Genomic DNA, 19,076 nt, shown 5'->3' on the forward strand with positions numbered 1-19,076 from the left:
GAAAAGCACCCCGGAAGGGGAGTGAAAGAGATCCTGAAACCGTGTGCCTACAAATAGTCAGAGCCCGTTAATGGGTGATGGCGTGCCTTTTGTAGAATGAACCGGCGAGTTACGATCCCGTGCAAGGTTAAGTTGAAGAGACGGAGCCGCAGCGAAAGCGAGTCTGAATAGGGCGTTTAGTACGTGGTCGTAGACCCGAAACCAGGTGATCTACCCATGTCCAGGGTGAAGTTCAGGTAACACTGAATGGAGGCCCGAACCCACGCACGTTGAAAAGTGCGGGGATGAGGTGTGGGTAGCGGAGAAATTCCAATCGAACCTGGAGATAGCTGGTTCTCCCCGAAATAGCTTTAGGGCTAGCCTTAAGTGTAAGAGTCTTGGAGGTAGAGCACTGATTGAACTAGGGGTCCTCATCGGATTACCGAATTCAGTCAAACTCCGAATGCCAATGACTTATCCTTAGGAGTCAGACTGCGAGTGATAAGATCCGTAGTCAAGAGGGAAACAGCCCAGATCGCCAGCTAAGGTCCCAAAGTGTGTATTAAGTGGAAAAGGATGTGGAGTTGCTTAGACAACTAGGATGTTGGCTTAGAAGCAGCCACCATTTAAAGAGTGCGTAATAGCTCACTAGTCGAGTGACTCTGCGCCGAAAATGTACCGGGGCTAAATACACCACCGAAGCTGCGAATTGATACCAATGGTATCAGTGGTAGGGGAGCGTTCTAAGTGCAGTGAAGTCAGACCGGAAGGACTGGTGGAGCGCTTAGAAGTGAGAATGCCGGTATGAGTAGCGAAAGACGGGTGAGAATCCCGTCCACCGAATGCCTAAGGTTTCCTGAGGAAGGCTCGTCCGCTCAGGGTTAGTCAGGACCTAAGCCGAGGCCGACAGGCGTAGGCGATGGACAACAGGTTGATATTCCTGTACCACCTCTTTATCGTTTGAGCAATGGAGGGACGCAGAAGGATAGAAGAAGCGTGCGATTGGTTGTGCACGTCCAAGCAGTTAGGCTGATAAGTAGGCAAATCCGCTTATCGTGAAGGCTGAGCTGTGATGGGGAAGCTCCTTATGGAGCGAAGTCTTTGATTCCCCGCTGCCAAGAAAAGCTTCTAGCGAGATAAAAGGTGCCTGTACCGCAAACCGACACAGGTAGGCGAGGAGAGAATCCTAAGGTGTGCGAGAGAACTCTGGTTAAGGAACTCGGCAAAATGACCCCGTAACTTCGGGAGAAGGGGTGCTTTCTTAACGGAAAGCCGCAGTGAATAGGCCCAAGCGACTGTTTAGCAAAAACACAGGTCTCTGCGAAGCCGTAAGGCGAAGTATAGGGGCTGACACCTGCCCGGTGCTGGAAGGTTAAGGAGAGGGGTTAGCGTAAGCGAAGCTCTGAACTGAAGCCCCAGTAAACGGCGGCCGTAACTATAACGGTCCTAAGGTAGCGAAATTCCTTGTCGGGTAAGTTCCGACCCGCACGAAAGGTGTAACGATTTGGGCACTGTCTCAACCAGAGACTCGGTGAAATTATAGTACCTGTGAAGATGCAGGTTACCCGCGACAGGACGGAAAGACCCCGTGGAGCTTTACTGTAGCCTGATATTGAATTTTGGTACAGTTTGTACAGGATAGGCGGGAGCCATTGAAACCGGAGCGCTAGCTTCGGTGGAGGCGCTGGTGGGATACCGCCCTGACTGTATTGAAATTCTAACCTACGGGTCTTATCGACCCGGGAGACAGTGTCAGGTGGGCAGTTTGACTGGGGCGGTCGCCTCCTAAAGTGTAACGGAGGCGCCCAAAGGTTCCCTCAGAATGGTTGGAAATCATTCGTAGAGTGCAAAGGCATAAGGGAGCTTGACTGCGAGACCTACAAGTCGAGCAGGGACGAAAGTCGGGCTTAGTGATCCGGTGGTTCCGCATGGAAGGGCCATCGCTCAACGGATAAAAGCTACCCCGGGGATAACAGGCTTATCTCCCCCAAGAGTCCACATCGACGGGGAGGTTTGGCACCTCGATGTCGGCTCATCGCATCCTGGGGCTGTAGTCGGTCCCAAGGGTTGGGCTGTTCGCCCATTAAAGCGGTACGCGAGCTGGGTTCAGAACGTCGTGAGACAGTTCGGTCCCTATCCGTCGTGGGCGTAGGAAATTTGAGAGGAGCTGTCCTTAGTACGAGAGGACCGGGATGGACGCACCGCTGGTGTACCAGTTGTTCTGCCAAGGGCATAGCTGGGTAGCTATGTGCGGAAGGGATAAGTGCTGAAAGCATCTAAGCATGAAGCCCCCCTCAAGATGAGATTTCCCATAGCGTAAGCTAGTAAGATCCCTGAAAGATGATCAGGTTGATAGGTTCGAGGTGGAAGCATGGTGACATGTGGAGCTGACGAATACTAATAGATCGAGGACTTAACCATATAATATGTAGCAAATGTTATCTAGTTTTGAAGGAATATGCCTTCATAGTTTGGTGATGATGGCAGAGAGGTCACACCCGTTCCCATACCGAACACGGAAGTTAAGCTCTCTAGCGCCGATGGTAGTTGGGACCTTGTCCCTGTGAGAGTAGGACGTCGCCAAGCAACTAAGACACGAGTCATTTGACTCGTGTTTTTTCGTGTTTTCTTTTATAATTCATAGTAATTTAAAAAATCTTTACTTAAAGAACCGTCCTTTTGATTAAAGACTGTGAAATGTGGCTAGGATAGTGAATAAGCAAAAGAGTTGCAAATTTTTTTAATACGTATATAATTAAAGTCAAAGATAGTCAAAGTCAATAAAGGTGGCGGATAAATGAGAAATATATCTGATATCATTGAGAAATATCTAAAGCAAGTTATTGACTTAAGTAATAATAATGTGATTGAAATCAAGAGGAATGAGATCGCGGATCGATTCGATTGTGTTCCGTCTCAAATCAACTATGTAATCAATACCCGTTTTACGTTAGAAAGAGGATTCGTAGTAGAAAGTAAACGAGGTGGAGGAGGTTACATTCGCATTATAAAAGTCAAACTGCATGACGATATAGACATTATTGATCAAATGCTTCATATGATTGATCATAGCGTTGCACAAGGAAATGCAGAAAGTATGGTTATACGTTTAATAGAAGAGGGCATCATAACAAATCGTGAAGCTAAACTTATGTTAAGTGTACTAGATCGTTCTGTATTATTAATGGATGTTCCTTCTCGAGATGAACTTAGGGCTCGAATATTATGCGCAATGTTAAGAACACTGAAATATAAATAAATATAACTTTTGTAAAAATGATAACTAAGATAATGCAGTTTAATATTGTAGGGATTTTGAAGGGTAACATGTGCTTTTATTAAATAGATTAAGGCAAGAGAACAATCTAGTAATGTATGAAAAGTATCATGAGATAGATCGTTCCTGTTGTAAAGGTGGGGATAGCGATGACTTGTCAAAATTGTAATATAAGAACAGCAACTTTACATTATACAAAAGTAATCAACGAGAAAAAGGCGGAAGTTCATCTTTGTGAGCAATGTGCAGAACAAAGTGGCTATACGTCTTTCTTTCAATCACAGCACTCTAATTTTTCATTCCATGAACTATTAGCCGGATTATTACATGGTGAATCAGCAATGTTTGAAGAAGGACAAAATACATTTTCGAATATAAATATACTAAGATGTCCAGATTGTAAGATGACATATGAACAATTTACAAAAGTGGGACGCTTTGGTTGTGCTTCTTGTTACGATACATTTAAAGAGCATTTAAAACCACTATTAAAACGTCTACACGGTGGACATACAGATCATTGTGGAAAAATTCCAGAGCGTATAGAAGGAAATATCCACTTAAAGAAAGAATTAGATGAACTAAAACTTACTCTGAAGCAATCTGTGCAAAAAGAGGAGTTTGAGAAAGCAGCTGAAATACGAGATGAAATTCGAGGTCTTGAAAATCGGCTTAGTGAGCATAGAGAGGGGGAATAGTTCTATGTCACTGGACAGAATTATGAACGAAGCAATTAGTCCGTGGATGAAGGGAGATGGCCCTGATTCTGATATTGTTTTAAGTAGTCGAATTCGTTTGGCTCGTAATTTAAAAAAATATCAATTCTCTACTATGCAAAACGAGAAAGAAGCTAAACAGATTCATGAATTATTTAAGAAGAAGTTTGTAAATAAACCGGTAGAACCTTTTGGGAAGTTTGAACTATTAAAAATGGATGAATTAAATCCTCTTCAAAGGAGGGTTTTAGTTGAGAAACATTTAATTAGTCCAAATCTTGCAGGAACAGAATACGGAGCATGTTTACTATCAGAAAGTGAACATATTAGTATCATGCTTAATGAAGAGGATCACGTTAGGATTCAGTGTTTATTTTCAGGGTTACAGTTATCAAAGGCGCTTCAGAGTGCCAATCAAATAGATAATTGGATCGAGGAAGAAGTTGAATACGCTTTTGATGAATCACTTGGATATATTACGAGTTGTCCTACTAACGTTGGTACAGGATTAAGGGCCTCTGTAATGATTCATTTACCGGGACTCGTTTTAACGAAAAGGATTAACCGTATTATACAAGTAATTCAAAAATTAGGGTTAGTAGTAAGAGGAATATACGGTGAAGGTAGCGAAGCGTTAGGTAATATATTTCAAGTGTCCAATCAAATGACACTAGGTAAAGCAGAAGAAGATATTATTGCAGATTTAAAGAGTGTCATTCAACAAATTATACAACAAGAAAAAATAGCTAGAGAATTAATCGTACAAAATTCGAGTGTTGAGCTTGAAGATAAAGTATATCGTTCTTACGGTATACTCTCTAATAGTCGTTTAATCCAATCTGCGGAAGCGGCTACTTGTTTATCCGATGTACGAATTGGTATTGACCTAGGATATATAAAAGGGATATCAAGAAATATTTTGACTGAGTTAATGGTCCTTACTCAGCCAGGCATTTTGCAGCAATATGCAGGAGGACCTTTAGGGCCAGAAGAAAGAGATTATCGAAGAGCAACCTTAATCCGTGAGCGATTACGTATTGAACAAAACTAAGCGCAAGTAGGAGGCGATTTCTATGATGTTTGGAAGATTTACAGAACGAGCACAGAAAGTATTAGCTTTATCTCAAGAGGAAGCAATTCGCATTGGGCATAATAATATTGGTACAGAACATATTTTACTTGGGCTTGTACGCGAAGGCGAAGGGATTGCAGCAAAAGCGTTAATTGCTCTTGGATTAAGTCCAGAGAAAGTTCAAAAAGAGGTAGAAGCATTAATTGGGCGTGGAACAGAAGCTTCACAAACAGTACATTACACACCTCGTGCTAAAAAGGTTATTGAGTTGTCTATGGATGAAGCGCGTAAGCTGGGCCATTCCTACGTGGGAACAGAACATGTTTTACTGGGTTTAATCCGTGAAGGTGAAGGGGTAGCGGCACGTGTTTTAAATAATTTAGGTGTAAGTCTAAACAAGGCAAGACAACAAGTACTGCAACTTCTTGGAAGTAACGAAGCTAGTTCAGGTCACCAAGGTGGTTCATCAACAAATGCAAATACACCGACGCTTGACAGTTTAGCACGTGATTTAACAGTTGTGGCACGTGAAAATCGTTTAGATCCTGTTATTGGACGTAGTAAAGAAATTCAACGCGTAATTGAAGTGTTAAGCCGTAGAACAAAAAACAATCCAGTATTAATTGGAGAACCTGGTGTAGGTAAGACAGCAATTGCAGAAGGGTTAGCACAGCAAATTGTAAATAATGAAGTTCCTGAAACTTTAAGAGATAAGCGTGTTATGACATTAGATATGGGAACAGTTGTAGCTGGAACGAAATATCGTGGTGAATTTGAAGACCGTTTAAAGAAAGTGATGGATGAAATTCGTCAAGCGGGCAATATTATTCTATTTATTGATGAGCTTCATACATTAATTGGTGCAGGTGGAGCAGAAGGTGCAATTGATGCGTCAAATATTTTAAAACCATCTTTAGCTCGTGGTGAATTACAATGTATTGGGGCGACAACTTTAGATGAATATCGTAAATATATTGAAAAAGACGCAGCTTTAGAGAGACGTTTCCAGCCAATCCATGTTGATGAGCCGAGTTTAGAGGAATCAATTCAAATTTTGAAAGGTTTACGTGATCGTTACGAGGCGCATCACCGTGTATCTATTACAGATGATGCAATCGATGCGGCTGTAAAACTTTCAGATCGTTATATTACAGATCGTTTCTTACCTGATAAAGCAATTGATTTAATTGATGAGGCTGCATCAAAAGTACGTTTACGTTCTTACACAACACCACCGAACTTAAAAGAGCTCGAAGTGAAACTTGAGGAAATTAGAAAAGAAAAAGATGCAGCTGTACAAAGTCAAGAATTTGAAAAAGCTGCTTCCTTACGTGATATGGAACAACGTTTACGTGAAAAGTTAGAAGATACAAAACGCCAGTGGAAAGAGCAACAAGGAAAAGAAAATTCAGAAGTAACAGTAGAAGACATTGCAAATGTCGTTTCCACATGGACACGTATCCCAGTTTCTAAACTTGCACAAACAGAGACAGATAAATTATTAAACTTAGAATCAATTTTACATGATCGTTTAATTGGTCAAGATGAAGCAGTCGTAGCTGTGGCAAAAGCTGTTCGTCGTGCAAGAGCAGGATTAAAAGATCCGAAGCGCCCGATTGGTTCATTTATTTTCTTAGGACCAACAGGTGTAGGTAAAACGGAACTTGCAAGAGCGTTAGCAGAATCTATGTTCGGTGATGAGGATGCGATGATTCGTATCGATATGTCTGAATACATGGAGAAGCATTCTACTTCTCGTTTAGTTGGATCTCCTCCAGGATATGTTGGATATGAAGAAGGTGGACAATTAACAGAGAAAGTTCGTCGTAAGCCATATTCGGTTGTCCTATTAGATGAGGTAGAGAAAGCTCATCCTGATGTGTTTAATATTTTACTACAAGTATTAGAAGATGGTCGTTTAACGGATTCTAAAGGGCGTACAGTTGATTTCCGTAATACAATTGTTATTATGACGTCTAACGTCGGTGCAGATGCGTTAAAACGTAATAAACATCTTGGCTTTAACGTACAAGATGAGAGCCGCGATTATTCAGATATGAAAGGTAAAGTAATGGATGAACTGAAAAAGGCATTCCGTCCAGAATTCTTAAACCGTATTGATGAAATTATCGTGTTCCATATGCTTGAGAAAAAACATATTCAAGAGATTGTAACACTTATGGTTAATCAGTTAGTGAAACGCTTAAAAGAACAAGAGATTGAATTACACCTAACAGAAGGAGCGATTGCAGCGATTGCTGATAAAGGGTTTGATCGTGAATACGGTGCTCGTCCACTTCGTAGGGCAATTCAGAAGCACGTGGAAGATAGACTGTCAGAAGAACTGTTAAAAGGCGCTATTGAGAAAGGACAAAAAGTTATCTTTGATGTAGAAGGAGAATCATTTGTCATTCATAGTGCGGAAAAGGTAAAATAAGTATAGACAAACAAAGAGGGCTACGCGATAGCCCTCTTTCTTGTACGAGAAGGATAAACGTTTATAGATGAAAGTGAAGTGAAATATAAAAAGATATGGCTAAAAAGAAAACAAAGTTTACATGTCAAGAATGTGGTTATCAGTCACCAAAATATATGGGGAAATGTCCTGGATGTGGTCAATGGAATACGCTTGTTGAAGAGATGGAACCGGTTGTATCATCAAGACGCCTTAATTATGCCAATGCAATCCAATCAGAAGTAACAAAACCAAGACGCCTAACAGAAGTAGAAACAAAGTCAGAGGCGCGTATTGAAACGAAATTCCAAGAGTTTAACCGTGTACTTGGTGGTGGGATTGTAGATGGGTCCTTAGTACTTATTGGTGGAGACCCTGGGATTGGAAAATCAACATTGCTATTACAGATTTCATCGCAATTAGCAGATTCTTCATATGATGTACTATATATATCGGGTGAGGAGTCGGCAAAGCAGATTAAACTTCGTGCAGATCGTTTGCATGTAAAGGGTAGTAATCTATTTGTTGTAGCAGAGACTGATTTACAGCGAATTGCATCGCACATTGAAGAGATGAATCCAGCTTTTGTTGTTATTGACTCCATTCAAACGATACATTTACCTGAAGTGACGTCAGCACCAGGAAGTGTCGCGCAAGTACGTGAATGTACAGCGGAATTAATGAAACTTGCAAAGACGAAAGGGATTCCTATTTTTATAGTCGGACATGTGACAAAAGAAGGGGCAATTGCAGGACCACGTATGCTAGAACATATGGTTGATGCAGTTCTTTACTTTGAAGGAGATCGTCACCATACATATCGTATTTTGCGAGCTGTGAAAAACCGTTTTGGTTCCACAAATGAAATGGGTATCTTTGAAATGAAGGAGCTAGGTCTTGCAGAAGTACTAAACCCTTCTGAAATTTTCCTTGAAGAACGTCCAGTTGGAGTTGCAGGATCCACAGTGGTTGCTTCAATGGAAGGAACAAGACCGGTTTTAGTAGAAATACAAGCATTAATCTCTCCTACTAGTTTTGGAAATCCTCGAAGAATGGCGACGGGAATTGATCATAACCGCGTTTCACTTATTATGGCAGTGTTAGAAAAAAGAACCGGTTTATTGTTGCAAAATCAAGACGCGTATTTAAAAGTCGCGGGTGGTTTGAAATTAGATGAACCAGCAATCGATTTAGCCGTTGCATTAAGTATTGCTTCAAGTTTCAGAGATAAACCTACTGCACCAACCGATGCGGTAATAGGAGAAGTAGGCCTAACTGGAGAAATAAGAAGAGTATCAAGAATTGAACAACGTGTACAAGAAGCAGCGAAATTAGGATTTCAACGTGCTATTATTCCTAGAAAAAATTTGGGAGGATGGACAATTCCAGATGGGATTGAGGTAGTGGGTGTTTCTAATTTAGGAGAAGCGCTTCGTTTGACATTAGGAGGCTAGGCTATGGAGGAAAACAAGCAACGTGTCAAAAGTATGATTAACATTCTACAGCTCGTTGCCCCAGGAACACCACTACGCGAAGGGATAGATAACGTACTTCGTGCGCAAACTGGAGGGCTAATTGTTCTTGGGTATAATGAGCAGATTAAAAGTATTGTTGATGGAGGATTTCACATTAATTGTGCATTCTCACCGGCTAGTTTATATGAATTAGCAAAAATGGATGGGGCACTTATTTTAAATGAAACTGGGAGCAAAATTTTAATTGCAAATGCACAATTAGTTCCAGATCCATCCATTGATTCTATTGAAACAGGTATGCGTCATCGAACGGCAGAGCGTGTAGCAAAGCAGACGGCTAGCCTTGTTGTGGCTATTTCACAAAGACGTAACGTAATTACACTATATCAAGGTAACTTACGTTATACACTAAAAGATATAGGTGTAATTTTAACGAAGGCAAATCAAGCTATTCAAACGTTAGAAAAATATAAAGCTGTATGGAATGATGGGATTACGAATTTGGGCATTCTAGAATTTGAAGAGGTCGTTACAATGTCCGAGGTAGTTCATGTTTTACATAGTGTTGAAATGGTACTGCGTATTAAAAATGAAATATTGAGCTATATTCATGAGTTAGGAACAGAAGGAAGATTAATTCGTTTACAACTCACAGAATTACTAGCTGATTTAGAAGCAGAGGCAGCGCTATTGATTAAGGATTACTACCAAGAGAAAACGCAAGATCACCATCAAATTTTGAAGAAGTTACAAGATCTTGCAAATACACAACTTCTAGAGGATAGCGATTTAGTTAAGTTGCTTGGTTATCCAGGACAAATGAGCTTAGAGGAAAGTGTGACACCGAGAGGATACCGAATCGCAAGCAAAATTTCTCGCGTTCCACCACTTATCATTGAAAATTTAATTAATCGCTTTAAAACGTTGCAAGGTGTTTGTCGCGCAACTATTAATGAATTGGATGATGTGGAAGGAATTGGAGAAGTTAGAGCGAAGAAAATACGAGAAGGCCTAAAAAGAATTCAAGAGCATCTCTATATGAGTAGACACAATTAAGAATATTACATTGATTCCATAATATAACGACACTAGAACATTTTTGGTATATGATATGGTATATTGGTAAATAAAACTATTTACAAAAAAAACACGTCCGCTTTTGCATTCGGCGTTTTGATTAGCAAAACAATGGTTAATAATGAGTAGGAGGTGGTTGGATGTTAAAACGGATCGTACAGCTCTTCTTTTTAGTGATCGGGGGAGCGTTAGGGATTTTCTTGATCCCAAAAGTTATTAATGTATTGGACATAGGTGCTGTTCCATGGCTTGAAGGATCGTATGTTCGGGCAGTTATTGGTGCAATTATTTTATTTTTAACAACATTTTGGCTTGTAGATTATATTGTTCAACTTATTAAGCATATCGAAGAGGCCCTTGTAAAGGCGCCTGTAGCAGATGTTTTATTTGGTACATTAGGGTTGATCTCTGGTCTTATTGTTGCATATTTAATTTTAATACCAATTCGTGAATTTACAATCCCAGTCATTAGTACAGTATTGCAAGTGTTCTTTACCCTTTTGCTTGGATATTTAGGGTTCCAAGTAGGGTTTAAAAAGAGAAATGAATTGCTAGGATTATTTACATTACCACAACGTGGTGGTAAGAAAAAGAACAATAGTGAGACTGAAGAGGCCGAGGGAGAAGTAGAGAAGTCTACAGCTCACTGGAAGATTCTCGATACGAGTGTAATTATTGATGGACGTATTGCTGATATTTGCCAAACAAAGTTTTTAGAAGGAACAATTGTGATTCCACAATTCGTATTAGAAGAGCTTCAGCATATTGCCGATTCTTCCGATGCGTTAAAGCGTAATCGTGGTCGCAGAGGGTTAGACATTTTAAATCGTATTCAAAAAGAGATGCCAATTCCGGTAGAAATTTATGAAGGCGATTTCGAGGATATCCAAGAGGTGGATAGCAAGCTTGTAAAGTTAGCGAAAATCACCGGTGGAACTGTTGTAACAAATGATTTCAACTTAAATAAGGTTTCTGAATTACAAGGGGTAACAGTGTTAAATATTAACGATTTAGCAAATGCAATTAAACCAGTTGTACTTCCTGGCGAAGAACTAAGTGTTTATGTTGTGAAAGATGGTAAAGAACAAAATCAAGGTGTTGCATATTTAGATGATGGCACGATGATTGTAGTAGAAGACGGTAGAGAATATGTCGGTTCACAACTCAATGTACTTGTTACAAGTGTATTGCAAACATCGGCTGGTCGTATGATATTCGCGAAACGTAAATTTTTAGAAAAAGCATTATAAGTAGAGGATTTTTAATATGTATACATTAATTATTCCAGCAGCGGGTCAAGGAAAACGGATGGGTGCTGGCAAAAATAAGTTGTTCTTACTTATAAATGAAGTGCCGATTATTGTGCATACATTACGTGCTTTTGAAAAAGATAGAGCATGCAAAAGTATTATTATGGCAATTAACGAAGAAGAACGCCCGTATTTTGAGGAGTTAATGCAGAAGTACCCAGTTGAAAAACAGGTGCAATTTATTCAAGGCGGGGCTGAAAGGCAAGATAGCGTATATAATGCGCTTCAGCATGTGAGCGGAGTCGAGTATGTTCTCGTACACGATGGTGCGCGCCCGTTCGTAACGAATAAAATGATTCAAGATGTATTAACTGCAGCAGAAAAATATGGTGCTTCCATTTGTGCAGTACCAGTGAAGGATACAGTTAAGAAAGTAGAACAGAGTGTTGTTGTTGAAACGGTAGAACGTTCTCAGCTTAAAGCAGTTCAAACGCCGCAAGGGTTCTCTGTTCCTCTGTTATTAGAAGCTCATAGAAGTGCAAAGCAGAGTTGTTTCCTTGGTACAGATGATGCAAGTCTCGTAGAACGTATCGGGAAGCGAGTAGGTGTAGTGGAGGGGAGTTACTATAATATTAAGGTGACGACTCCGGAGGATTTGTTAATTGCTGAAAGTTTCCTTCATGTTCAGAAGAAATAGTAGTGATGGCATTATAGTAAAGAAAAGCTCGGCAACGGCCGGGCTTTTCTTTATAGGGATAGCAATATAATATAGAATCATAAAGCTCAGTAGTTTAGCTTGAGGAGGATGCAAAGAATGTTTCGAATTGGACAAGGTTTTGATGTACATGAATTTGCGGAAGGTAGACCATTAATTATCGGCGGAATTACAATTCCTCATGAGAAAGGATTAATCGGTCACTCGGATGCGGATGTATTGTTACATACGATTGCTGACGCGTGTTTAGGAGCAATTGCAGCAGGAGATATTGGAAAGCATTTTCCTGATACAGATCCTGCCTTTAAAGATGCAGATTCAGCTATATTGTTACAGAAAGTTTGGGAATTTGTGCGTGAACAAGGTTACGAGCTAGGGAATCTAGATTGTACAATTATTGCCCAAAAGCCAAAAATGGCACCGCATATTGAAAGCATGCGCAAACGTATTAGTGAACTATTAGAAACGTCTGTTGATAATATTAATGTAAAGGCAACAACAACAGAAAAATTAGGATTTACAGGTAGAGAAGAAGGGATTGCTTCTCAAGCAGTCGTATTATTGCAGAAAAAATAATGGTTTTTAATTCGTAAGATGGATAATCACATTTTTTTGTTGTACAATTATAGAATGTGTAGACATTAAGAATGGAAGGTGTACCAATTATGGAAAAGCAAGTGAGAGTGCGCTATGCGCCAAGTCCAACAGGACACTTACATATCGGAAATGCGCGTACGGCATTATTTAATTATTTATTTGCTCGTCATCAAGATGGTAAGTTTATTATTCGTATTGAAGATACTGATGTAAAACGTAATGTTGCTGGTGGAGAAGAAAGCCAATTAAAATACTTGAAATGGCTCGGTATGGATTGGGATGAAGGTGTTGATGTTGGTGGTGAGTTTGGACCATATCGTCAAACAGAGCGTTTAGATATTTATAAAAAATTATATGTAGATTTATTAGAGCGTGGTTTAGCTTACAAATGTTATATGACAGAAGAAGAGCTAGAAGCAGAGCGTGAAGGTCAAATCGCTCGTGGTGAAACACCGCGTTATGCTGGAAATCACCGTGATTTAACTGAGGAACAAATGAAAGGGTTTGAGGCTGAAGGCCGCATTCCAAGTATTCGTTTCCGTGTACCTGCTGATCGCGACTACACGTTTAAAGATATCGTAAAAGACGAAGTGGCATTCCATTCAAATGATTTTGGCGATTTCGTTATCGTGAAAAAAGATGGTATTCCAACTTATAACTTTGCGGTAGCAGTAGATGATCACTTAATGGAAATTACACACGTACTTCGTGGTGATGATCATATTTCAAACACGCCAAAACAAATGATGATTTACGAAGCTTTCGGTTGGGATATCCCGAGGTTCGGTCATATGACTTTAATTGTAAATGAAAGCCGTAAAAAATTAAGTAAGCGTGATGAATCTATTATTCAATTTATTGAGCAATATAAAGAGCTTGGATATCTTCCAGAAGCAATCTTTAATTTTATTGCACTACTAGGTTGGTCGCCGGTAGGAGAAGATGAAATCTTCTCTCAAGATGAGTTTATCAAAATGTTTGATGCAGCTCGTTTATCGAAATCACCTGCATTGTTTGATTCTCAAAAACTAAAATGGATGAACAACCAATATATGAAAAAGCAAGAATTAGATACGGTTGTTGAACTAAGCTTACCGCATTTAGTGAAGGCTGGTCGCGTAGGTGAAAACTTAAGCGGACAAGAACAAGCTTGGGTTCGTGATGTAATTGCTTTATATCATGACCAAATGAGCTTTGGAGCTGAAATTGTAGAGCTTTCTGAAATGTTCTTTAAAGATCATGTTGATTATGAAGAAGAAGGACAAGAAGTATTGAAAGGTGAACAAGTACCTGAAGTGCTTCGTGCATTTGCTGGTCAATTAGAAGCTCTAGAAGCGCTGGAGCCAGCAGCAGTTAAAGCTTCTATTAAAGCAGTTCAAAAGGAAACAGGACATAAAGGTAAAAACTTATTTATGCCAATCCGTGTTGCTACTACTGGACAAACGCATGGCCCAGAACTTCCTAATGCGATTGCTCTTCTTGGAAAAGAAAAAGTTTTAAATCGTATTCAAAAAGTAATTGGTTAACATTTTCTAGATTTAGAAATATAATAAGTATACTTAAAACCTAATAAGGAAAAGCGACGAGAAGGAGAAGTAGAAAATCAGGCTTTTTACAGAGAGAACCACCTTTAGGCTGGAAGTGGTTTATAAGCGGATTTTTGAAATGCCCCTTCGAGTCTTCTGTTGAACAGCGAATTATTTCGTAGAACGTCTTAGGGCGGAAAGTAAACAGAAGCGGTGTACACCGTTATCATGGATGAGTTTGAGGCTTTCTTTAGCCTAAACAGAGTGGAACCGCGCTTATAAGGCGTCTCTGTCGATATGACAGAGGCGTCTTTTTTTTATACCAAAATAGGGTATGAGTATAAGTTTTATCTCCTTGTATAAAGATTTAGGGGGAAGTGGGGAGTTAAGGGAGTTAGTTCATTCGAAAAAAGCAGCCCATAAAGGGGAGGGAACATCGATGTTTAAGAGGCTTCGGGAAGATATTGGAGTCGTTTTTGAACAGGATCCAGCGGCACGAAGTTATTTCGAAGTCATTTTAACTTACTCTGGATTACATGCAGTTTGGTCCCATCGAATTGCACATGCTTTTTATAAAAGGAATTTTTTCTTTATTGCACGCTGGATTTCACAAGTAAGTCGTTTTTTTACTGGCATTGAGATTCATCCAGGAGCAACTATTGGTCGTCGTTTTTTCATTGATCATGGAATGGGAGTTGTGATTGGAGAAACGTGTGAAATTGGTGATAATGTAACAATTTATCAGGGTGTTACATTAGGTGGCACCGGTAAAGAAAAAGGAAAGAGGCATCCTACAATTCAGGATAATGTATTAATTGCAACAGGTGCTAAAGTACTAGGATCGATTACGGTTGGAGAGAATTCTAAAATTGGAGCAGGATCTGTCGTATTAAAAGAAGTCCCTGCGCATTCTACAGTTGTAGGCATACCTGGTCGAGTCGTTATTCAAAATGGAGTAAAGATTGGTCAAGAATTAAATCATTCTGATCTTCCGGACCCAATTTTTGATAAATTAAAGGTTATGGAAGCAGAACTTGATAAATTGAGAAAGCAACTCGAAGTAAAGGTAGAAAGGAAGGATAAAAATGACTATTCACATTTATAATACGTTAACGCGTCAAAAGGAAGAGTTTATTCCACTAGAAGAAAATAAGGTAAAGATGTATGTGTGCGGACCTACAGTTTATAACTACATTCACATTGGGAATGCAAGACCACCTATGGTATTCGATACGGTACGCCGTTACTTAGAATATAAAGGATATGATGTGCAGTATGTATCTAACTTTACTGACGTGGATGATAAATTAATTAAGGCTGCAAATGAATTAGGCGAAGATGTGCCAACAATTGCGGATCGTTTTGTTGAAGCTTACTTTGAAGATGTAACGGCACTGGGTTGCAAACATGCGACGGTTCATCCGCGTGTAACGGAAAATATGGATATCATTATTGAATTTATTCATGAACTTGTGAATAAAGGGTATGCATATGAATCAGAAGGTGATGTGTACTTTAGAACAAAAGAATTCGAGGGTTACGGTAAATTATCGCATCAACCAATCGCAGACTTACGTCACGGTGCACGTATTGAAGTAGGAGAAAAGAAACAAGACCCTCTTGACTTTGCTTTATGGAAAGCTGCGAAAGAAGGAGAAATCTTCTGGGAAAGCCCATGGGGGAAAGGACGCCCAGGATGGCATATTGAATGCTCAGCGATGGCACGTAAATATTTGGGGGATACAATTGATATTCATGCTGGTGGTCAAGACTTGGCATTTCCTCATCATGAAAATGAAATTGCGCAGTCCGAGGCGTTGACTGGAAAAACATTTGCACGTTACTGGATGCATAATGGATATATTAATATTGATAATGAGAAAATGTCTAAGTCACTTGGGAACTTCATTTTAGTTCACGATATTATTAAGCAATATGATCCACAGTTAATTAGATTCTTTATGTTATCAGTGCATTACCGTCATCCAATTAACTTTAGTGAAGAGTTATTACAAAGTACGAATAATGGGCTAGAAAGAATTAAAACAGCTTACGGTAATTTAAAACATCGTATGGAAAGTAGTACAGATTTAACAGATCATAATGAGAAATGGTTAGCTGAAATGGAAAAATTCCAGGCTGCATTTGAAGAGGCAATGGATGATGATTTCAATACGGCTAATGCGATTACTGAATTATATAATGTAGCAAATCATGCAAATCAATATTTATTAGAAGAACATACTTCTAAAGTTGTAATTGGAGCATACGTGAAACAACTTGAAACATTATTTGATATTTTAGGATTAGAAATAGCGCAAGAAGAATTACTTGATGAAGAAATTGAGGCGCTTATCCAAAAGCGTATTGAAGCTCGTAAAAATCGTGATTTCGCATTATCCGATCAAATTCGCGATGATTTAAAAGAACGTAATATTATTTTAGAAGATACCGCTCAAGGTACAAGATGGAAAAGAGGATAAAAATGATTGATGCAAAGCAATTGAACAGCTTAGCGTTAGCATATATGGGTGATGCGGTATATGAACAATATATCCGCTATCACCTTCTTCAAAAAGGAACAGTTCGCCCTAATCAATTACATCGCTTAGGGACGAGCTTTGTTTCGGCAAAAGCACAGGCGAAAGTTGTTTATCATTTATTAGAGACGGCATTTTTGACAGAGGAAGAAGAGGCAGTACTAAGAAGAGGGCGAAATGCGAATTCGGGTACTGTTCCGAAGAATACGGATGTACAAACATACCGATATAGTACAGCTTTGGAAGCTTTAATCGGTTATCATCACTTATTAAATAATCGTGAAAGATTAGACGAAATTGTATATAAGGCAATTGCTGTTTTAGAAGAAAAGGAAGGGAGCACATCATCATGAGTAGTGAATATATTATCGGACGTAACCCTGTAATTGAAGCGTTACGGTCAGGGAGAGATATTAATAAAATTTGGATCGCAGAAGGTGCTGCCAAAGGGCAAGTACAGATTGTACTGGCATTAGCGAAAGAAAATAAGGTTATTTTGCAACACGCACCAAAGAAGAAATTAGATCAATTAGTTGAGGGAAATCATCAAGGTGTAATTGCTCAAGTAGCTGCATATCAATATGCCGAGCTAGAAGATTTATTTAAAGTAGCAGAAAAACGTAATGAAGATCCGTTCTTCTTAATTTTAGATGAAATTGAAGATCCACATAATCTAGGTTCTATTATGCGTACAGCTGATGCGACGGGAGCTCATGGAATTATTATTCCGAAAAGAAGAGCGGTAGGACTTACAGCGTCAGTTGCGAAAGCGTCGACTGGGGCAATTGAATATATTCCGGTTGCGCGTGTAACAAATCTATCTCGTACAATTGATGAATTAAAAGAACGTGGACTTTGGATTGCTGGTACAGATGCCAAAGGGAAAACAGATTACCGCAATTTAGATGGTAAAATGCCAATCGGATTAGTAATCGGTAGTGAAGGAAAAGGTATGAGTCGTATTATTGGTGAAAAATGTGATTTCCTAATTACTTTACCAATGGTAGGTAAAGTTACATCCTTAAATGCTTCAGTAGCCGCAAGTTTGTTAATGTATGAGGTATATCGTAAACGTCACGAAATTGGTAAATAAAAAATGAACGATATTTTAATCGTTGACGGCTACAACATTATCGGGGCTTGGGGAGACTTGAAGGAACTACGGGATGTAGATTTGCAATCATCAAGAGACGCGCTTATTGATAAGATGGCGGATTATCAAGGTTATACAGGAACGAAAGTAATGATAGTCTTTGATGCCTATACAGTGCATGGTATTGAAAAAAAGATGAAACAATCGCGGGTGGAAGTAATATTCACGCGTAAGAATCAAACTGCGGACGAAAAGATAGAGAAACTTGCAATCGAGCTTAGAAATATTAATACACAAATATATGTTGCGACTTCTGATTATACGGAACAATGGGTTATATTTGCGCAAGGTGCCCTTCGGAAATCTGCGCGTGAATTAGAGTTAGAAGTACAAGCGATGGAGCAACAAGTAAGAAGACGTACGAAAGACACGAAAGAAAAGCAACCAGCCATGCGAAAGATATTTAGTAAAGATGTTACAGAAAAGTTAGAAAAATTAAGAAGAGGAGAGCGTTGAAGCATTGACGCTCTTTATCTTTTTACTGTATAATATTGCTAAATCAATAGCGGTCGGAGGGATCAAGGTGGAAGCAGGCTTCGTAAGTGTAGGCGACGTTACATTTCGTGATTTAGAGGATGAGGCAATTGTTGAGTTAGTTCGAAAAGGTAATACTGACGCTCTAGAATATTTAATTCACAAATATAAGAACTTTGTTCGCGCGAAATCAAGATCTTATTTTTTAGTGGGTGCCGATCGAGAAGATATTGTTCAAGAAGGTATGATTGGATTGTTTAAAGCTATTCGTGATTATAAAGAGGACAAGCTGTCTTCATTCAAAGCATTTGCTGAACTGTGTATCACTCGACAAATTATTACCGCTATTAAAACAGCAACAAGGCAAAAACATATTCCATTAAATTCGTATGTGTCTTTAGATAAGCCAATTTACGATGAGGAATCTGATCGAACACTGTTAGATGTTATTTCGGAAGCGAAAGTAACTGATCCTGAAGAAATGATTATAAGTCAGGAAGAATATAGCGACATAGAATCTAAAATATCTGAATTATTAAGCGATTTAGAAAGAAAAGTACTCTCTTTATACTTAGATGGTCGTTCCTATCAAGAAATTTCAGAACAGTTAAACAGACATGTGAAATCCATTGATAATGCATTGCAGCGTGTGAAAAGGAAGTTGGAACGATATATGGAAATGAGAGAGAGTACAAATTTAAATTCATAGAAAGTACCGCAGGTGTAAATTAATTCACCTGTTTTCTTTTTGTAAAGAGAGTACGAGTCAT

16 protein-coding genes, 2 rRNA genes and 1 other annotated feature (1 of these 19 running past the window's edge) are annotated in these 19,076 nt (G+C 39.2%); all 18 genes read left to right on the plus strand.

The genetic code is table 11. The features are described 5' to 3' along the window. Positions 1 to 2,400: ribosomal RNA gene (locus LUS72_RS00500) — 23S ribosomal RNA — on the plus strand (it extends 522 nt beyond the left edge of the window). Between the two features lie 49 nt (positions 2,401 to 2,449). Further along, positions 2,450 to 2,565: ribosomal RNA gene (rrf, locus tag LUS72_RS00505) — 5S ribosomal RNA — on the plus strand. 211 nt (positions 2,566 to 2,776) lie between these two features. Next, the gene (gene ctsR / locus LUS72_RS00510; protein ID WP_001244553.1) at positions 2,777 to 3,238 is read left to right on the plus strand and encodes a transcriptional regulator CtsR; all 462 of its coding nucleotides are present in this window, start codon (positions 2,777 to 2,779) and stop codon (positions 3,236 to 3,238) included. A gap of 167 nt (positions 3,239 to 3,405) precedes the next feature. Further along, positions 3,406 to 3,954, plus strand: a complete 549-nt coding sequence (locus LUS72_RS00515) for a protein-arginine kinase activator protein McsA (RefSeq protein ID WP_097833019.1) — start codon at positions 3,406 to 3,408, stop codon at positions 3,952 to 3,954. A gap of 4 nt (positions 3,955 to 3,958) precedes the next feature. Further along, positions 3,959 to 5,023, plus strand: a complete 1,065-nt coding sequence (locus LUS72_RS00520) for a protein-arginine kinase McsB (RefSeq protein ID WP_097833018.1) — start codon at positions 3,959 to 3,961, stop codon at positions 5,021 to 5,023. Between the two features lie 22 nt (positions 5,024 to 5,045). Next, positions 5,046 to 7,481 (plus strand): ATP-dependent protease ATP-binding subunit ClpC, encoded by a 2,436-nt coding sequence (clpC, locus tag LUS72_RS00525; RefSeq protein ID WP_000971190.1) that lies wholly within the window; start codon positions 5,046 to 5,048, stop codon positions 7,479 to 7,481. Between the two features lie 95 nt (positions 7,482 to 7,576). Continuing rightward, complete coding sequence (gene radA / locus LUS72_RS00530) at positions 7,577 to 8,953, plus strand: DNA repair protein RadA (RefSeq protein ID WP_001085206.1); 1,377 nt, start codon at positions 7,577 to 7,579, stop codon at positions 8,951 to 8,953. A gap of 3 nt (positions 8,954 to 8,956) precedes the next feature. Further along, the gene (disA, locus tag LUS72_RS00535; RefSeq protein WP_000392161.1) at positions 8,957 to 10,030 is read left to right on the plus strand and encodes a DNA integrity scanning diadenylate cyclase DisA; all 1,074 of its coding nucleotides are present in this window, start codon (positions 8,957 to 8,959) and stop codon (positions 10,028 to 10,030) included. A 161-nt stretch (positions 10,031 to 10,191) separates the two neighbouring features. Further along, complete coding sequence (locus tag LUS72_RS00540) at positions 10,192 to 11,301, plus strand: PIN/TRAM domain-containing protein (RefSeq protein WP_097833017.1); 1,110 nt, start codon at positions 10,192 to 10,194, stop codon at positions 11,299 to 11,301. Between the two features lie 16 nt (positions 11,302 to 11,317). Further along, a complete protein-coding gene (ispD, locus tag LUS72_RS00545; protein ID WP_097833016.1) occupies positions 11,318 to 11,998 on the plus strand; it encodes a 2-C-methyl-D-erythritol 4-phosphate cytidylyltransferase in 681 nt (226 codons plus the stop codon). Positions 11,999 to 12,115: 117 nt separating this feature from the next. Further along, entirely contained in the window at positions 12,116 to 12,592 is a 477-nt protein-coding gene (ispF, locus tag LUS72_RS00550; protein ID WP_000488381.1) for a 2-C-methyl-D-erythritol 2,4-cyclodiphosphate synthase, read from the plus strand. Positions 12,593 to 12,681: 89 nt separating this feature from the next. After that, positions 12,682 to 14,139 carry a glutamate--tRNA ligase gene (gltX, locus tag LUS72_RS00555; RefSeq protein ID WP_264448502.1) on the plus strand — a complete coding sequence of 486 codons (1,458 nt, stop codon included), beginning with the start codon at positions 12,682 to 12,684 and terminating at the stop codon, positions 14,137 to 14,139. Positions 14,140 to 14,186: 47 nt separating this feature from the next. Beyond that, positions 14,187 to 14,433, plus strand: a binding site (T-box leader). A gap of 145 nt (positions 14,434 to 14,578) precedes the next feature. Further along, on the plus strand, positions 14,579 to 15,244 hold the full coding sequence (gene cysE / locus LUS72_RS00560) for a serine O-acetyltransferase (RefSeq protein WP_000476504.1): 666 nt from the start codon (positions 14,579 to 14,581) through the stop codon (positions 15,242 to 15,244). Further along, positions 15,225 to 16,622, plus strand: coding sequence for a cysteine--tRNA ligase (gene cysS, locus LUS72_RS00565; protein WP_097833014.1), 1,398 nt, complete (start codon positions 15,225 to 15,227; stop codon positions 16,620 to 16,622). The genes cysE and cysS overlap by 20 nt, the downstream gene beginning before the upstream one ends. Before the next feature lie 2 nt (positions 16,623 to 16,624). Then, positions 16,625 to 17,032 (plus strand): Mini-ribonuclease 3, encoded by a 408-nt coding sequence (locus tag LUS72_RS00570; RefSeq protein ID WP_000564269.1) that lies wholly within the window; start codon positions 16,625 to 16,627, stop codon positions 17,030 to 17,032. Beyond that, a complete protein-coding gene (gene rlmB / locus LUS72_RS00575) occupies positions 17,029 to 17,772 on the plus strand; it encodes a 23S rRNA (guanosine(2251)-2'-O)-methyltransferase RlmB (protein ID WP_000093762.1) in 744 nt (247 codons plus the stop codon). The genes LUS72_RS00570 and rlmB overlap by 4 nt, the downstream gene beginning before the upstream one ends. A 3-nt stretch (positions 17,773 to 17,775) precedes the next feature. Next, the gene (locus tag LUS72_RS00580; RefSeq protein WP_097833013.1) at positions 17,776 to 18,288 is read left to right on the plus strand and encodes an NYN domain-containing protein; all 513 of its coding nucleotides are present in this window, start codon (positions 17,776 to 17,778) and stop codon (positions 18,286 to 18,288) included. Positions 18,289 to 18,355: 67 nt separating this feature from the next. Beyond that, complete coding sequence (locus tag LUS72_RS00585) at positions 18,356 to 19,015, plus strand: RNA polymerase factor sigma-70 (protein ID WP_097833012.1); 660 nt, start codon at positions 18,356 to 18,358, stop codon at positions 19,013 to 19,015. Positions 19,016 to 19,076 lie beyond the last annotated feature (61 nt).

The organism is Bacillus cereus, assembly GCF_025917685.1.
Classification (GTDB): Bacteria; Bacillota; Bacilli; order Bacillales; family Bacillaceae_G; genus Bacillus_A; species Bacillus_A cereus_AT.

Excerpts from the sequence above, each read along its gene's own strand:
- ctsR (WP_001244553.1), top strand. The coding sequence starts at position 2,777 with ATGAGAAATATATCTGATATCATTGAGAAATATCTAAAGCAAGTTATT.
- LUS72_RS00515 (WP_097833019.1), top strand. The coding sequence starts at position 3,406 with ATGACTTGTCAAAATTGTAATATAAGAACAGCAACTTTACATTATACA.
- LUS72_RS00520 (WP_097833018.1), top strand. The coding sequence starts at position 3,959 with ATGTCACTGGACAGAATTATGAACGAAGCAATTAGTCCGTGGATGAAG.
- clpC (WP_000971190.1), top strand. The coding sequence starts at position 5,046 with ATGATGTTTGGAAGATTTACAGAACGAGCACAGAAAGTATTAGCTTTA.
- radA (WP_001085206.1), top strand. The coding sequence starts at position 7,577 with ATGGCTAAAAAGAAAACAAAGTTTACATGTCAAGAATGTGGTTATCAG.
- disA (WP_000392161.1), top strand. The coding sequence starts at position 8,957 with ATGGAGGAAAACAAGCAACGTGTCAAAAGTATGATTAACATTCTACAG.
- LUS72_RS00540 (WP_097833017.1), top strand. The coding sequence starts at position 10,192 with ATGTTAAAACGGATCGTACAGCTCTTCTTTTTAGTGATCGGGGGAGCG.
- ispD (WP_097833016.1), top strand. The coding sequence starts at position 11,318 with ATGTATACATTAATTATTCCAGCAGCGGGTCAAGGAAAACGGATGGGT.
- ispF (WP_000488381.1), top strand. The coding sequence starts at position 12,116 with ATGTTTCGAATTGGACAAGGTTTTGATGTACATGAATTTGCGGAAGGT.
- gltX (WP_264448502.1), top strand. The coding sequence starts at position 12,682 with ATGGAAAAGCAAGTGAGAGTGCGCTATGCGCCAAGTCCAACAGGACAC.
- cysE (WP_000476504.1), top strand. The coding sequence starts at position 14,579 with ATGTTTAAGAGGCTTCGGGAAGATATTGGAGTCGTTTTTGAACAGGAT.
- cysS (WP_097833014.1), top strand. The coding sequence starts at position 15,225 with ATGACTATTCACATTTATAATACGTTAACGCGTCAAAAGGAAGAGTTT.
- LUS72_RS00570 (WP_000564269.1), top strand. The coding sequence starts at position 16,625 with ATGATTGATGCAAAGCAATTGAACAGCTTAGCGTTAGCATATATGGGT.
- rlmB (WP_000093762.1), top strand. The coding sequence starts at position 17,029 with ATGAGTAGTGAATATATTATCGGACGTAACCCTGTAATTGAAGCGTTA.
- LUS72_RS00580 (WP_097833013.1), top strand. The coding sequence starts at position 17,776 with ATGAACGATATTTTAATCGTTGACGGCTACAACATTATCGGGGCTTGG.